The sequence below is a fragment of the Metabacillus sp. KH_069 genome (assembly GCF_057838075.1).
On the sequence record NZ_CM174460.1, the window covers coordinates 1201140 to 1217634 of the forward strand.

Sequence of the window (16495 nt, forward strand, 5' to 3'; positions counted from 1 at the left end):
AGCATAGACATGATTATCAACAAGTTAGTTAATCAAATGAAACAAAAAGTGTTTAATAAAATTCTAATGGTGTACTCTATTATTTTGATTTTAGTCATGTTTCTGCTTTTAAGCGCCCTTTGGAATTATTATACCGATGTAGTAGTGCAGCGAGAACAGGATGAAAATATGAGAATTTTAAATGAAGTGTCCTCTTACTTTGATCAAAAGGACGACTTTGTGAATCAAGTGGTACGGGAGATGTATACAAAAGATGATATCATCTATGATATAAGCTATTCTTTACAGAATAATTATTCTAGTTATCTGTCGTATAAACTGAATAAATATAGCGAAAGCCCTTCTTTCGTGCCTAATAATATGGAAACTTTCGTACAAACCTATTTCAGTGATGAAGAGGATATAAATGCCATTAGCTTTGCAAGTGAAGAGGAGAAATATGAATATTTATTTATCTTTAATCACTTTCGCTGGACTCAATCAATTATTAAGAATGATCCTGCTTCTTTAAAGCAATATGATTACCTGATGCCGCAGAATGAAAAGATTCCTGAATTAAAACGTTCCTATCAAAGAGAGTTGAAAGATACATATACCATAAAACGTGACCTAAAAGACCCCCGATCTTTAGAAAAACTTGGAAATTTCTATTTGTATTTTAGTTTTGACTCTCTCAATCAATTTTTGCTTACCAACAAGGAAAGATATAAAGGCAATTTATATGTATTGAATAAGGACGGAGACGTATTTTATTCGTCAAATCGTAAAGTTTTTCCCGATGATTTATCCCTGCCTGCTTTTAAGACAATACAAGAGGAGAAGAGCATAAAAGGGGAAGATTATATTGTCAGTACTCTTGCAGATGATCAGCTAGAGCTAATGTTTGTCAGTTATCTTCCAAAGAGTGAACTCCAGCAGCTTTCAATTGTTTTATGGACCATGATTTTATTCACCGTGATGCTGGTTTTCATTGCGATCTCAGCTACTTATTTCATTATGCGCTCTTATTCAAAACGTATTTATGCTATTGAACATTCCATGAAACAAGTACAAGAAGGAAATTTAGATGTACGTGTTCCTGTTTCTAATCATAAAGACGAGCTTTCAACCATTACGGTTACGTTTAATCAAATGTTAGAAAGATTAAAAGAGTATATCAATCAGGTCTATATAAGTGAAATAAAGCAGAAAGAAGCAGAAGTGAAAGCGCTTCAATCGAATATAAACCCTCACTTTCTTTATAATTCTCTTGAAACGATCAGAATGAAAGCCCTAAGTGAAGGTTCACGCACAACGAGTGATATGATTGTTTATTTAGGTAAATTGTTTCGCTATTCACTTGAGCATAAACAGATTGTAACCGTTGAAGATGAAGTAAATCACATCAAACAGTATTTGAACATGTTTCAAATCAGATATGCAAATCGATTAAAAGTCGAGTTTGACATTCCTGAGGATTGCTATGATCTGCCAATGATGCGATTTACCTTACAGCCGCTTGTAGAAAACTACATGATTCATGGATTTAAGAAACAACATGACAACAATTTATTAAAAATGGTCGTAAAAAAATCAAAAAATAAATTCATCATTACTATTATTGATAATGGCGAAGGCATTGAAAAAGAGCGGTTAAAAGAAGTCCTTGAGAATTTAAAAAAGGAAACGATGGGGGAGTCTATTGGTCTTCATAATGTCCATCAGCGGATTCAGATGAAATACGGAAAACAATTTGGTCTGCATATTGAAAGCATTCTAAAACAAGGAACATGTGTGATTCTCACTCTTCCTATTCTTAAAGGAGGAAACGAAGATGTATAAGGTTTTTATCGTAGATGATGAACCTATTATTGTTGAAGGGTTAAAATACTTGATTGATTGGGAAGGTAATGGACTGGAGGTTACCGGCGAGGCGAATGATGGAGAAAAAGCTCTTCTGCAAATAAGGGAAAGCCCGTGTGATTTACTCATTACAGATATTATGATGCCAAATATGACAGGTCTTCAATTAATTGAGGAAGTAAAGGCTATTCATCCTCATACTAAATGTGTGGTGCTTACAGGTTATCAAGAGTTTAACTATGTGAAAAAAGGAATTGAGTTAGGCATTGAAAACTACTTGTTAAAGCCCGTAGATGAAGAAGAACTCAATGCCACGATCCGTAACGCAGTTGAGAAATTAAACCAGCAAGAGCAGTCTGTGGAAGAAAGTCAAATCTTGCGTGATAATGTGATTTGGCGCTGGCTAAATGAAGAGATCGAAGAAGCAGAGCTAAAACAACGGCTTAAAATGTATCATATTCCGTTTTCAAAACAACAGTTATACCTTTCATACTTAAAGCTAGATTCGACTGAAGAACATACATTGAAAAAACGAATAGCACTAAAAAAGCAATTGGAAGACTCAATGGATGCCCTTTTTGTGATGGAGCCTGGAGGCGAAATCATCGTACTTTGGATGAATAAAGAGATTGACATAGTAGAGAGAGAAATAGAAACCATAGTAATCATGCTTAAGAAAGAAGATTGGATAAGACACTTTTGGATTACAAAGAGTGAATCAACTTCAATGATGGATCCTATTTCTGTACATTTCAAACAGGTAAAACAATTGGCTGAATTTAAAGTTGTTTTGACAGAAGATACACATGTGATTACAGAAGAATTGGCCAGAAAATTTAGAGTTCCTTCTCATCCTGCATCACTAAATGGGCAAGAACTTGTGCAAATCATATTAAGATATGACGAGGAAAGCCTTAAGAAATGGATACAGTCTTTCTTGCAGCAAGGCTGCTCCTTAGAAGAGCAGCAGCATGTAATCGTGCTGCGGGGACTTGCCATTGATACTATTTCTATTATAAAAAACTCAATCTCAATTCAAGTAAACTATTTGGAGACAGCCCGGATTATGCAGGAGATTTTACAATCTGCGAACATGTTTGAATTAGAACGAATACTCTATCAATATTGTTTAAAAGTCATGGAAGGGCTGCAAGAGAGAAATAATCATATTAGCCCTATTATTAAAAGCTTGGTGAATTATATAAAAAGAAACCTTCATGAAGATCTTTCTTTAAAAAGTTTAAGCCATCAGTTCCACATTAACACGGTCTATCTAGGTCAGCTTTTTCAAAAGGAAATGAACGTTGTTTTTTCAGATTATGTGAATGAACTTCGCATTCTAAAAGCGAAAGACCTTCTGCAAACCACTCATCTTCGTGCTGGTGAAATAGGAGAACAAGTGGGTTATTCAGATTCTACCTATTTTTATAAACAGTTTAAAAAGAAGATTGGTTTGACTCCTACAGAGTATAGAGCATTATCTCAAGGTGCTAATTCATGAGTCGTCATCCCGTACACATTCGTGATACGGGATTTTTTAATGGACATATTTTAGTTATAGTGAAAAAAACTTATCACTTCATTAGAGTGGATTGACGGTTTGCAGGGCCCAGGATATAACTACATAAAGGAAGATGGTGTTGTATCAATTATACTTTTGACAGCGCTTTCGCTGATAGTGCATGTAACAGACTAAGAAAAGGAGCTTGCTTAATTGCTTCATTATAAATTTGAAAGAGGAGAGGATGGAATTTGAATCACTTGAAAAAGAAAGTATGTGAAATCAGTAGTTTCCTAGGAATGTGCTTGTTATTATTAATGTTTTGGCCTCACAGCAGTTTTGCAGAACAGCCTCAGTCTTCGCATTGGTTTCCGGAACAGCTATTAAATTGGTCTCCAGAAAATGACCCAAATGCAAAGTTTAATCGCAGTCATATTCCATTGGCAAAACGAGACGTATTATACAAAGTGAATGAGAATTCACAGTCAGATGCAAAGCTCGTTGCTTTGTCTGCATTAAATCCAAATACAAGTGGTGTACCATCTCAAGGCGGAAAAGAGTTTTTTGCTAATACATTCAGCTATTGGCAATATGCAGATTTAATGGTGTATTGGGCAGGTTCGTCTGGAGAAGGGATTATTGTTCCGCCAAGTGCTGATGTTATTGATGCTTCTCACAAAAATGGTGTACCTATTTTAGGCAATGTATTTTTCCCTCCAACTGTTTACGGCGGAAAGAAAGAATGGGTAGATCAAATGCTGGCGCAGCGGGAAGACGGGTCTTTTCCTGCAGCCGACAAGCTGCTTGAAGTATCGGAGTATTACGGATTTGACGGATGGTTTATCAATCAGGAAACGGAAGGAGGAAATCCACAAACAGCTGAGAAAATGCAGCAGTTTTTAATTTACCTGCAGGAACATAAGCCAGAAGGCTCTCAAGTGATGTGGTATGATTCCATGACAAACGATGGAAGAATTAACTGGCAAAACGCTCTTACGGATAAAAACAGTATGTTTTTGCAAGATGGTGAAGAACGTGTATCAGACAGCATGTTTTTAAACTTCTGGTGGCGGGATCAACAATCATCCTCTATAAAGGCGCAGCAGATTAATAGAAGTGCATATGATTTATATACAGGTATTGATGTGGAAGCGCGGGGGACAAGTACTTCTATTCCATGGGAAGGCATCTTTCCAACAGGGAAAACTCCATATACCTCTTTAGGCATCTACCGGCCAGACTGGGCATATAAAACCTCAGAGAACATGGAAGAGTTCTATCAAAAGGAACAAGAGTTTTGGGTTGGTAAAAACGGAGATCCTTCCAATACTGATGGTAATGGGAGCTGGAAAGGAATGGCTCACTACTTTACCGCCAAAACTCCTATTCGTGATTTGCCATTTGTGACACACTTTAACACGGGCAGCGGAAAGTCATTCTCTGTGAAAGGGAAGGTTGCAAGCAAGGAGTCTTGGAACAACCGAAGTCTTCAAGACATTCTTCCGACATGGCGCTGGCTCAAAGAAGGCGGGCAAAACCTAGAAGTTGCTTTTGATTGGGAACAAGCATATGAAGGCGGCAGTTCTTTAAAGCTTTCAGGCACATTAAATCCGTCAGATCCAGCTCATCTTAAACTATATAAAACAGATCTTTTATTACAAAAGGATTCGGAATTGTCCGTGACGTATAAAGCCAATTCCAAGCAATCAAAAATAAAGGTTGGCTTGAGTTTCTCAGACAATCCAGAAAAATTCATTTACTTAGATACTAAAGCGAAAAGTGATAATAAATGGGCAACAAGTTCGTTTAAGTTAAAAAAATATAATGGTAAAAAGCTAGCTGCCATTTCTCTTTTTGTTGAGGGCCAACAAGAAGTCGCAAACTATGAACTAAATGTAGGTGAAATCAAGGTTTTCAATAAACAAGATAAACATATTGAAAAGGTTCGTCCTAATGGAGCTGAGGTAAGTGACGTAGAATTTGATAATGGAATTTATGCTGATGCATCACTCTCATGGATTCCGTTTGAGTCAAACATTAGTCATTATGAAATATACCGAACGTTGCCAAATGGTGAAAAAGAATGGGTTGGAGCAACGCCTAATCATGTCTATTTCTTATCTGAACTAAAGAGATATGATAAAGAAGAACATACAATTTTAGACATTGTGGCAGTAAACAATGAATTTAAACGAAGCAAACCAGCGAGCATTCAATTTGAATGGCCGCCTTACCCTAAGCCTGTGGCTAACTTCAGTGCAAATAAAACGATAGCAGCGCCTGGAGAGGAAATTCAATTCACAAATACATCATCTGAAGTTACAGAAGAAGTAAACTGGCAGTTTGAAGGTGGCACACCATCTGTAAGCAAAGAATTAAATCCTGTTGTTAGCTATGAAAATGAAGGCGTTTATTCTGTTACGTTAACAGCAAGAAATAGTGAAGGAGAAGATGTGCTCAAAAAAGAAGCTTGGATCACCATCTCTAAAGATGCCCAAAATATTACGAATGTAGCATTAGGGAAGAAGGCAGAGGCAAGCGGAGCGTGTGCTTCGTCTGAAGGGCCATCCTACGCCTTAGACGGTAAAGTTACAGATAACAGCAAATGGTGCGCACTTGGTACGGCTCCTCATTGGTTAAAAGTTGACTTGGGAGAAAACCATTCTGTTTCAAAGTTTGTTGTACATCATGCACAAGCAGGAGGAGAGGCTCAAGCATTTAATACGCAAGCCTTCAAAATTGAACTAAGCACTGATGGGGTAAATTGGTCTAATTCTGTACAAGTAACAGACAATACTGAAGCCGTATCCGAACATACCATTCCGCTTACCGATGCACGATATGTCCGATTATGGATCGATAAACCGACCCAAGGAAGTGATCAGGCAGCAAGAATTTATGAATTTGAAGTATACGGCTACTCTTCTCCTTGATTACATTTGTCGTAAAGGAACATGGATTAACCCATGTTCCTTTTATATACATTCGTCCGGTGAACCTTAAATTTGTATATAAAACAAAGATAGTACAGTAAAACTAAATTTTGTTAACTACTCTAATGAATCTACCTTTTGTAAAATTAGTATATAGAATCAACTATAGAACAAGGGGGGGAGAGAAATGACTAGAGTAAAGAGGTTCTTTCAAGATGTTTATAAAAATAAAACATGGATCTTGATGGTTCTTCCAGGTGTCATATGGTTTTTGCTGTTTTCTTATTTACCAATGTTTGGGACCGTAATCGCGTTCAAAAACTTTCAATTTCATCCCGACGGATTTTTTGCAAGCGTCATCAATAGTGAATGGGTGTGGTTTGAAAACTTTGAGTTTCTCTTTAGTACTAATGATGCATTCATTATTACGAGAAACACCATACTATACAATTTGGTATTCATCATCCTTGGACTCATACTAGCGGTAGCAACAGCAATTATTTTAAACGAGATTACAAATAAGAAAATGGCAAAAGTGTATCAGACAGGTATGCTGTTTCCTCATTTTTTATCTTGGGTCATTGTCAGTTATTTTGTTTTTACCTTTTTGAGCGTAGATCGAGGAATGATGAACAATATTCTGCAATGGTTTGGCGTTGAGAAAGTTTCTTGGTACAGTGAGCCGGAATATTGGCCATTCATCCTTGTGTTCATGAGCATGTGGAAAGGGATTGGATACGGCAGCATCGTTTATTTAGCTGCTATTGTAGGAATAGACCGGAATTTTTATGAAGCTGCTATGATCGACGGTGCATCAAAGTGGCAGCAAATCAGGCATATCACCATTCCGATGATCACTCCATTAATCGTCATTTTAACGATTTTAAACATAGGTAAGATCTTTAACTCTGACTTTGGATTGTTCTATCAAGTTCCCTTGGACAGCGGATCTTTGTATCCGGTTACAAACGTCATTGATACGTATGTGTATCGTGGATTAATGACGATGGGTGAGGTCAGTATGAGTACAGCAGCAGGGTTATATCAATCCGTTGTTGGTTTTATCCTGGTTATCTTAACGAATTACATTGTAAAAAGAATCAATAATGATTATGCACTTTTTTAAAAAACAGCCCTCGTCTCTTAAAACTCAATCTTAGAAAGGGGGGAAGTCGCACCTAAAGCGACTCTTGCATGAGTAAATCCATAGTAGAATCTGATTTGCCGAAGCCACTGGCTCAATTGAAGAATGAACCAAAAATAGTGAAAAAAAAGAACTACAATCCTCATGAATTAGGAAAAAAAGCGAATGTGATTTTAAACACGATTCTTGCCGTTTTCGCATTCTCATGTGTGTTTCCTTTTATTTATGTCATTATTATTTCACTGACAGATGAAAGCGTTTTAGATAAGAATGGCTTCAGCTTACTTCCAGAGACATGGAGTTTTGAAGCTTATCAATTCTTATGGGCCATAAAAGGTCAATTGCTTCAGTCTTATATGATTACGATTTTAGTAACAGTGCTGGGTACCATCATTAGTGTGTTCACCATTTCTTTTTATGCGTACGCCATCTCACGCCCGCAGTTCAAATATCGTAAACAGTTCACCTTTTTTGCTTTCTTTACAATGTTATTTAACGGAGGACTTGTTCCCTTTTATATCGTGGCTACTCAAGTCTTGCATCTGCGCGATACAATCTGGGCGCTCATTCTTCCGATGGCAGTCAATGCTTTTTACATCTTAATTATGAGAACATTTTTTCAGCGTTCAGTACCTGAATCCATATTAGAATCTGCTCGTATTGACGGAGCTAGTGAACTGCGTATCTACTTTAAAATTGTTTTGCCGTTATCCCTTCCCGGGTTAGCTACAATTGCTTTGTTTAGTACACTTGGTTATTGGAACGACTGGTTTAACGCATTATTATTCATTGATAATCCAGCTCTCGTACCACTTCAATCTCTTTTGATGAAGATTGAGAATACCATTGAATTCATTCGCCAGAACACATTGTTAACAGGTTCTGTAAAAGGAATCCTGCAGTCTGTTCCAAAAGATGCAGCTAAGATGGCTATGGTTGTTATTGCAACCTTACCAATCGCTGTTTCGTACCCATTCTTTCAAAAATATTTTATCCAAGGGTTAACGATCGGCGGAGTAAAGGAATAAGCAAATCCACAATAATAGGAGGAAATAAAATGAAAAAAGTATTTCTTGTATTGTTTTCCTGTTTGCTTTTAACTGCCGGTGTACTGGCCGGCTGCAGTTCGAACAAAAGCGATGCAGACGCTAAGAATGGGGAGACAGTTAAACTTACGTGGTATATGGTTGGAACGCCACAGAAGGATTTGAATAAAGTAGTTGACCAAATAAACAAGTATACGAAGAAAGAAATCAACACGACCATTGATCTGAAAATGATTGATTGGGGAGATTATGACAAAAAGATGCAAGTCGTAATCGCTTCAGGAGAACCATTTGACATTGCATTCACTGCTTCCTGGGCAAACAATTACGTATTAAATGCACGTAAAGGAGCTTTTAAGGAATTAGATCAGCTGATGGACGAACATGGAAAGGAACTTAAGAGTGCATTAGATCCTGCTTTCCTTGAAGGAGCAAAGATTGATGGAAAGCTTTATGCGATTCCAACAAATAAAGAAGTTGGACAACAAAGTGTATACGTTTTCAATAAACGCTTAGTAGATAAATACAAGTTTGATATAAAAAATATTAAGAGTTTTGAAGATATGGAGCCAATGCTTCAAACCATTAAAGAAAAAGAATCTGGCATTCAGCCAATGACAACCTTTACACCTTATGTGCCATTTGACTATATTCTCGATGATAAGATGCCATTTGCGGTTCCTTTGTCTGGCGAAAATAAAATCATTAACGTTTATGAAACAAAAGAAATGGAACAAACACTGGATACACTTCATAAATATTATAAGACTGGATACATCAAATCTGATGCAGCCACATCAAAAGAGCCTTGGGCACTTGATGTTGAAAACTGGTTTGTACGTAAAGAACTTTATCAGCCATATGCAGAAAACATCTGGAGCCGTAATGCTGGGTATGAATTGGTGGTACAGCCAATGCATGAATCCCCAATCACCTTTAACAACTCAGTAACAGGTTCTATGCAGGCAATTTCGGCTACTTCAAAAAATCCAGAAAAGTCAATGGAGTTCTTAAATCTATTAAATACAGATGAATATTTGCGCAACCTGATTGATAAGGGAATTGAAGGAGAGCATTACGAGAAACTTGATAATGGACGCATTAAAGACCTTCCAGCTCGTAAAAATTATTCAATGCCAAGCTTTGCGTTAGGCAATCAGTTTATCTTAGATCTGTATGAAGAAGATTCAGATGATAAGTGGGAAAAGTTTGAAGAGTTTAACAACCAGTCTTCAGCTGCTCCTACACTAGGTTTCTACTTTGATCCAAAACCAGTGCGAACAGAGATTGCTGCTATCTCTAACGTTACAAGTGAATTTTCACAAGCCCTTTTAACAGGCTCTGTTAATCCGGATGAATACTTGCCAAAGTTCAACAAAAAATTGAAAGAAGCCGGATTGGACAAAGCATTAGATGAAATGAACAAACAATATGAAGAGTGGAAGAAGAAACAATAAATGAAAAAAGTAGCCAAGTTCATTGTGACTTGGTTACTTTTCTATTCAACAAATCTATTAATTGATGGTGATATGAAATGAAAAAGACTATACAAAAATACCAATTCCCTTCAGGCTTCTGGTGGGGAAGTGCTGCATCAGGGCCGCAAACAGAAGGAGCTGCGCAAGAAGATGGTAGAAAACAAAGTATTTGGGATTACTGGTACTCCAAACAGCCCCATTCTTTTCATAATCAAGTAGGTCCAGAGCATACATCTAACTTTTACTACCTGTTTAAAGAAGATATCCAGCTTATGAAAAAGACCGGTCACAATTCCTTTCGTACTTCCATTCAATGGTCTCGTCTTATTCCAGATGGACATGGAGACACTAATGAGTTGGCAGTCCGCTTCTATAATGAGGTAATTGACGAATTACTCGCAAATGGTATTGAGCCCTTTATCAATTTATATCATTTTGATATGCCGATGTGCATGCAAGAAAAGGGCGGATGGGAATCCATTGAAGTGGTCGAGGCGTACGTTCGCTATGCCGAGACTTGTTTTAGACTATTCGGTGACCGCGTGAAATACTGGTTTACTTTCAACGAACCGATCGTACCAGTAGAAGCGGGTTATTTATATAACCTTCATTATCCGAACATCATTGATTTTAAACGCGGTGCACAAGTGGCGCATAATACGATTGTGGCTCATTCGAAAGCTGTAGAGGCATATAAGAAGTTAAAACTGGATGGAAAGATAGGTATTATTTTAAATTTAACACCTTCTTACCCAAGAAGTGATGATGAAAGAGATGTTAAAGCTGCCCATATTTCCGATCTGTTTTTTAACAGAAGCTTCTTAGATCCGGTCACAAAAGGTCACTATCCAAAAGAATTAATAGAAATTTTAAAAGAGCATGATGTAATCCCGGCTATTCAAAAAGGCGATATGGAGGCCATCCGTACCAACATCATTGATCTGTTGGGTGTAAATTACTATCAGCCAAGAAGGGTCAAAGCGAAGGAAGAAAAAGTCCTGCCCGGGAAACCGTTTATGCCTGAACATCTATACGATCCTTATATAAAGCCTGATCGAAAAATTAACCCTCACCGCGGATGGGAGATCTGTGAAGAAGTTATTTATGACATTATGATCGACATCCGTGACAACTACAGCAACATTCCGTTTTTTATTTCTGAAAACGGCATGGGGGTAGAGGGAGAAGAAAAGTTCAGGAACCATGAGGGATATATTGAAGACAATTATCGCATTGAATTTATTCAAGAACACTTAAAGTGGGTGCATAAAGGCCTTGAAGAAGGAGCTAATTGTTTAGGGTATCACCTATGGACATTTATGGATAATTGGTCATGGACAAACGCTTATAAAAATAGATATGGCCTTGTTGAAGTAGAAATTAACCAAGAATTTCAGCGGACCATCAAAAAATCGGGCCGATGGTTCAAAGGGTTATCTGAAAATAACGGCTTTTAATAAAGAGGAAAAGGGTGCGAGACATGGGAAGACATCTTCTTGGCATTGATTTAGGCGGAACAAATCTAAGAGTAGCACTTGTTACAGCTGGCGGTGAGATTCTAGAAGAACATATTGTTCCAACGGAAACAGAAAAAGGACCGTATCATATCATTCAGGTCATGGCCAATCTTTGTAAGAATTTCATGCATTTAAACCAAATTGAAGCTATTGGAATTGGAGCTCCAGGCCCTTTGGACTCAAAACAAGGTTTAATTTTAAGTCCACCAAATTTGCCTGGCTGGGATGAGATTCCATTAGTCATGGTTTTAGAAAAATTATTAAACAAAAAAGTAGTACTTGATAATGATGCTAACGCAGCTGGCCTTGCAGAAGCGATGATAGGCATTGGAAAAGATGAGGAATCTATTTTTTATATGACTGTTAGCACTGGAATCGGCGGCGGTTATATTTATCAGAAACAAATTATTCAAGGTGCACATTCTTGTGCAGGAGAAATCGGCAACATGATAATTGATCGCGAAGGACCCGTACACGCTAAGCTTAATATTGGCTCTTTGGAATCGTTGGCTAGCGGAACAGCCTTAAAAGCTGCTGGAAGAGACAAGCTAGGCTTAGAAGGCCATGCAGGCGAATTATTTTTGTTAGCCATGGATGGCCATAATGAAGCAATTGTTATTGTTGACAACATGCTGAATCATTTAGCAAAAGGCATTGCCAACATTGTTCATACGGTTGATCCGCATATGATTGTACTTGGTGGAGGCGTTATGCAGTCAAAAGAATACATCATGCCAATCCTTTATAAAAAAATTAATCATTTTTTATATCCTCAGCTTCGTGATCAAGTAAAGATTAAGTGTGCGTCATTAGGAACAAAAGCGGGTGTGATTGGTGCTGCATTGTTAACCAAGCAATTTAATGCGGCAGTACGGGGATGATGAAAATGAACAAGTACATGGTGTTTGATCTAGGTGGAACCTATTTGAAATTTGCTGTAATGGATGAAAAAGCAAATATGTTAGAGAGCGGCAGGATACCTACTCCTGTCGAAGGCATTGAAGAATTATTACAAAAAATAGATGCAGTCGTGAAGGAATATGAGAATATGTATACTTTTTCCGGTATAGCTGTCAGTTCTCCTGGTGCAGTAAACTCTGAAACTGGGTTTATCGGAGGGACCAGTGCCATTTCTTATATCCACAGAATGAACATGATTGAGTTACTTGAACAGCGAACAGGTTTAAAGGTTTCAATTGAAAATGATGCGAATTGTGCAGCATTAGCAGAAGGCTGGTTAGGTGCAGCGAAAAATACAGATTATTATATTTGTGTTGTGGTTGGTACTGGAATTGGGGGAAGCATTGTTCTCAATCGATCTATTCTAAAAGGAGCAACCCTTCACGGAGGAGAATTTGGCTGCATGATCATCGGAAACCCGCTTGAGTATCCACTTCAAAAGACGTGGAGCCTTACATCGTCCACTAATGCACTTGTAAGAGAAGTGGAAAAAAAGAAAGGTTTATTGGCAGGCACATTAAATGGAGAAAAAGTTTTCCAACTCGCCGAAGATGGAGATTTAACAATACAGGAATGTATAACAAATCTATATAAAAAATTAGCAGCAGGAATCTTTAATCTTAAATACTCGCTTGATCCTTCTAAGATTTTAATAGGTGGGGGAATTAGCAAGAGGCCAGAAGTGATAGATGGCATTAATAAAGAATTAAAACAGCTGAAAAATGAAACAGCAACCTTAGACATTGAAGTAGAAGCATGTCAATTTGGCAATGATGCGAACTTAATAGGTGCATTGTTTCATTTTTTAAAAGAAGAAAAGTGCATTCAATGATAGCAATTAAACAAACTCTTAAAATGTGAATAAAAATACCCTAAGGGAGATTGTAATGTTGTGTATAAAGAACCCATTTTCTTAAAACCTGTGTTTAAAGACCGAATCTGGGGAGGCACAAATCTTCGTGACCAGTTCGGCTACGATATTCCAACTGATACAACTGGTGAGTGCTGGGGAATCTCTGCTCATCCGCACGGACCAAATGAAGTTATTAACGGCCCGTTAAAAGGAATGACGCTGGACCAAGTATGGCACAAGTACCGCGATCTGTTTGCTGGCCAAGAAGGTGATGACTTTCCGTTACTAGTAAAAATACTAGATGCAAAGACCAATCTCTCTGTGCAGGTTCATCCAGATGATTCCTATGCGCGTGATGTTGAAGGAGAAGCTTTCGGAAAAACAGAATGCTGGTACGTGATTGATTGTGAGAGAGGAGCAGAACTAGTTTACGGCCATCAGGCCGGCTCCAAGCTTCAGTTCGAACAGATGGTTTCTGAAAACCGGTGGGACGAACTTCTTCGTAAGGTACCGATCAAGCCAGGAGATTTCCTATATGTACCTAACGGAACAATTCACGCGATAGGTGCAGGTACGATAATTCTTGAAACACAGCAAAGTTCAGATGTTACGTACCGCGTTTATGACTACGGCCGCCGCGATGAAGATGGGAATACACGTGAACTTCATCTTGGAAAATCCATTGAAGTCGCGAGGATTCCACATCTTGATGCTGATTTCGATTCTGTATTGTCAGTAAATGAAGATATGAGAATGAAAAAACTGATTAAGGAGACTTATTTTACTGTTTACCACTGGAATTTGTCGGGATCTGTTTCTATAGTAGAGAATCCTTCCTATCAATTAGTCAGTGTGCTGGATGGGGAAGGGGAATTGAGGATGAAACAGAGTGCTTCTCAATTTAAAAAAGGAGATCACTTTATTGTTCCTTCTTCAGTTAAATCCTTTTCTTTGAAAGGTGATGCACGATTTATTGTGTCACATCCTACGCTGGAATTGACATAACGGTCGAAAAAGCTAAGATCATACATTTCTTAGCTTTTTTGCTTTTAAATCTGAACTATATAAATAATTGATGAACTATTTAATACAGGAATTAACTAGGCTCCAACTTCAATTCCATTAGAATCGAAATATCGCAATCATCTACTATAAAACGCTATTCTATTGTGAAATCGTAAAATCTTGTGAAAATAAAAAAATCCTTCTGAAGAAGGATTTGGACTTGCAAATAATTTATTTAAATAAAGGGGGTATAAGTAGTTTACCCATTTTATTAATTTTATAAACATATAGTTTTTTTAGAAAAAGAGAAATCATAGAACCAGTGTGAGTTCTTAAAACAACTGAAAAATGGAGTTAGGGGAGACTTAGGTTTTGTATGAACGTGAGCCTGAAGAATTTTGTTGACTTTACGCAAGCAGCCTCATATAATAGAGTTTGTCAGCAATACCTACATACTGCGACTTGTTAGCTCAGTGGGAGAGCACTTCCTTGACAGGGAAGGGGTCGGGGGTTCGAATCCCTCACAGGTCATTATAACAAAACCTTGGTAACCTTTGTGTTATCAAGGTTTTTTGTCTATAACAGGATATTTAATTTGAAGTAAAACAGAGGAATTGGCGGTAAATTGGCATCGAAAATTAAAAGCTTCTATTTTAAAAAGAGGATATCACTTAAAAAGAAAAAATAACTCACACATTTTCTCAGAATGAATAAGGTGCATGTAAAACTGATGAATCTAGAAAGTTACTTTTCGATTTGTGGTTAATATGACAACGTACAGGACGCACGGAAGCAAGAGAAAATTGATCCAGGAATATAAAAAAATAGGTCTGGCAGAAAAATAAGCCAACACTATGCAACTCTGTATAAAAAGCTGCATAATATCGGCTCTAAGGATTTTATACGTTATTGAATATTAGCTTTTCGTTACATTAACAGAGCCTTTCTAATTAAAAATGATAGGAAAAGTAAATGTAACGAATGCTGCCCAAAATCCGTAGACCGGCAAATACTTAGTAACGGCATCTTGGATAGTTGAAGGTCCGGATTTGTTTTGTAGAAAACGCATATAGGAGAGCATAATCCAAATTAGATTTGCCCAGATAAGTATGTTTACTCCTAAAACAGCAAGTCTATTAGGCGTAATCCCATAAGAAGAAAGTCTGAACACGATGGCCGACAAAGCCACACTGTCTATGATAAGCGCAAGAACAATTAAGGCAAAATTTATATAATCTGAAATGTTCTTTTTCTCGTCTGAGTCGCTCTCGGTAATGGAAAATATGGTAACGGCCAATACACCAAGGAGTATTCCGTTGAAGGCTATCAGGAAATTGCGGTCCAAGAATGGATTTTTTCCCACCCATATAACCGTTATTAGATAGACCAACAATGTGACCAGGACAAGAGGACTAAAAATTTTAGCTATATATGGTGTAATATTCTTAGCAAGTTTAAGATTCATTGATACCAGGTATGCAGCCACAATAGCGAGAGCGGCAGCACCAAATAAAACGACATTACTAAAATAGAAGTCTTCTATATCCAAGCCAACAAAGCTAAATAACTGCATGGTTAATGCTGCTAGTACCATTCCGCTAACTGCCATGCTAGCATAGAGAATACAATATTCCAAATTAAATTTAATATAGGCTAATCTTGTACTGCCTTTTGAATATTCATTTCCTGTAAATGCAAGCCCTGCCAATACCCATAAGAATATGGGAAGGTGTAAATAAGCAAGGATAATACTGTCTTTATCATTTAATGGCAGCATATTAAGATAAAACCCGGAAATTAGGAACAACGCTGCAAGGGAATAAATAACACTTTTTTTCGGAGTATTATTGTAAACAAAATAGGCAGCAATAAAGGGAATTATTCCAAAAGCCAGGTTAATTGGAGCAATTGCTTCCTGTTCGACAAAATGGAAAATGATCCTGGTGCTTATCCCGGCCAGAATGGCTAAAATACCCATGAATAAGAAACCTTTTTGAAGCAAGAAAGATTTTTCTGTATTTGCCGTCTCCTTGAAATGCAATCTTTCATACCAAACGCCAAGAACCTGAGAATCAGGATTTTGTTCCCATGCGTGTGAGAATGACTTTTTAAAAGCTTTCGGGTCTTTTCTATACATTCTCTCCAGCTCATGAGGGTTAGCAATATTTTCAATAATCAAATTGTTAATGGCCATAGTTATACCTCCCCTAATAATT

General features: G+C 37.4%; 11 protein-coding genes and 1 tRNA gene. 11 read left to right on the plus strand and 1 reads right to left on the minus strand.

Annotation, left to right across the window (positions count from 1 at the left end; all coding sequences use genetic code 11):
- Window positions 1-9 precede the first annotated feature (9 nt).
- From AC3ISE_RS06005 to AC3ISE_RS06055, 11 genes are all read left to right on the plus strand, one after another.
- A complete protein-coding gene (locus AC3ISE_RS06005; RefSeq protein ID WP_489223447.1) occupies window positions 10-1821 on the plus strand; it encodes a sensor histidine kinase in 1812 nt (603 codons plus the stop codon).
- On the plus strand, window positions 1814-3343 hold the full coding sequence (locus AC3ISE_RS06010; protein ID WP_489223448.1) for a response regulator transcription factor: 1530 nt from the start codon (window positions 1814-1816) through the stop codon (window positions 3341-3343). Before AC3ISE_RS06005 ends, AC3ISE_RS06010 begins: the two co-directional genes overlap by 8 nt.
- A gap of 251 nt (window positions 3344-3594) precedes the next feature.
- Window positions 3595-6276, plus strand: a complete 2682-nt coding sequence (locus tag AC3ISE_RS06015; RefSeq protein ID WP_489223449.1) for an endo-beta-N-acetylglucosaminidase — start codon at window positions 3595-3597, stop codon at window positions 6274-6276.
- A 187-nt stretch (window positions 6277-6463) separates the two neighbouring features.
- Window positions 6464-7402 (plus strand): ABC transporter permease, encoded by a 939-nt coding sequence (locus AC3ISE_RS06020; RefSeq protein WP_489223450.1) that lies wholly within the window; start codon window positions 6464-6466, stop codon window positions 7400-7402.
- Between the two features lie 68 nt (window positions 7403-7470).
- The gene (locus AC3ISE_RS06025) at window positions 7471-8448 is read left to right on the plus strand and encodes a carbohydrate ABC transporter permease (RefSeq protein ID WP_489223451.1); all 978 of its coding nucleotides are present in this window, start codon (window positions 7471-7473) and stop codon (window positions 8446-8448) included.
- Between the two features lie 29 nt (window positions 8449-8477).
- Entirely contained in the window at window positions 8478-9923 is a 1446-nt protein-coding gene (locus tag AC3ISE_RS06030; RefSeq protein WP_489223452.1) for an ABC transporter substrate-binding protein, read from the plus strand.
- Between the two features lie 77 nt (window positions 9924-10000).
- Window positions 10001-11401 carry a glycoside hydrolase family 1 protein gene (locus AC3ISE_RS06035; RefSeq protein WP_489223453.1) on the plus strand — a complete coding sequence of 467 codons (1401 nt, stop codon included), beginning with the start codon at window positions 10001-10003 and terminating at the stop codon, window positions 11399-11401.
- Window positions 11402-11424: 23 nt separating this feature from the next.
- Complete coding sequence (locus AC3ISE_RS06040) at window positions 11425-12342, plus strand: ROK family protein (RefSeq protein ID WP_489223454.1); 918 nt, start codon at window positions 11425-11427, stop codon at window positions 12340-12342.
- Window positions 12343-12359: 17 nt separating this feature from the next.
- Window positions 12360-13253, plus strand: a complete 894-nt coding sequence (locus tag AC3ISE_RS06045) for an ROK family protein (protein WP_489224275.1) — start codon at window positions 12360-12362, stop codon at window positions 13251-13253.
- Window positions 13254-13313: 60 nt separating this feature from the next.
- Window positions 13314-14279, plus strand: a complete 966-nt coding sequence (gene manA / locus AC3ISE_RS06050) for a mannose-6-phosphate isomerase, class I (protein ID WP_489223455.1) — start codon at window positions 13314-13316, stop codon at window positions 14277-14279.
- Window positions 14280-14738: 459 nt separating this feature from the next.
- A tRNA-Val gene (locus AC3ISE_RS06055) sits at window positions 14739-14810 on the plus strand.
- 415 nt (window positions 14811-15225) lie between these two features.
- Here AC3ISE_RS06055 and AC3ISE_RS06060 read toward each other — a convergent pair.
- Window positions 15226-16473, minus strand: coding sequence for a DUF4153 domain-containing protein (locus tag AC3ISE_RS06060; protein WP_489223456.1), 1248 nt, complete (start codon window positions 16471-16473; stop codon window positions 15226-15228).
- Between the last annotated feature and the right edge of the window lie 22 nt (window positions 16474-16495).

Bases quoted from the DNA above. Each gene is read 5' to 3' on its own strand.
- AC3ISE_RS06020 (WP_489223450.1), top strand. From the start codon at position 6,464: ATGACTAGAGTAAAGAGGTTCTTTCAAGATGTTTATAAAAATAAAACA.
- AC3ISE_RS06010 (WP_489223448.1), top strand. From the start codon at position 1,814: ATGTATAAGGTTTTTATCGTAGATGATGAACCTATTATTGTTGAAGGG.
- AC3ISE_RS06035 (WP_489223453.1), top strand. From the start codon at position 10,001: ATGAAAAAGACTATACAAAAATACCAATTCCCTTCAGGCTTCTGGTGG.
- AC3ISE_RS06005 (WP_489223447.1), top strand. From the start codon at position 10: ATGATTATCAACAAGTTAGTTAATCAAATGAAACAAAAAGTGTTTAAT.
- AC3ISE_RS06040 (WP_489223454.1), top strand. From the start codon at position 11,425: ATGGGAAGACATCTTCTTGGCATTGATTTAGGCGGAACAAATCTAAGA.
- AC3ISE_RS06060 (WP_489223456.1), bottom strand. From the start codon at position 16,473: ATGGCCATTAACAATTTGATTATTGAAAATATTGCTAACCCTCATGAG.
- AC3ISE_RS06030 (WP_489223452.1), top strand. From the start codon at position 8,478: ATGAAAAAAGTATTTCTTGTATTGTTTTCCTGTTTGCTTTTAACTGCC.
- AC3ISE_RS06025 (WP_489223451.1), top strand. From the start codon at position 7,471: ATGAGTAAATCCATAGTAGAATCTGATTTGCCGAAGCCACTGGCTCAA.
- AC3ISE_RS06045 (WP_489224275.1), top strand. From the start codon at position 12,360: ATGGTGTTTGATCTAGGTGGAACCTATTTGAAATTTGCTGTAATGGAT.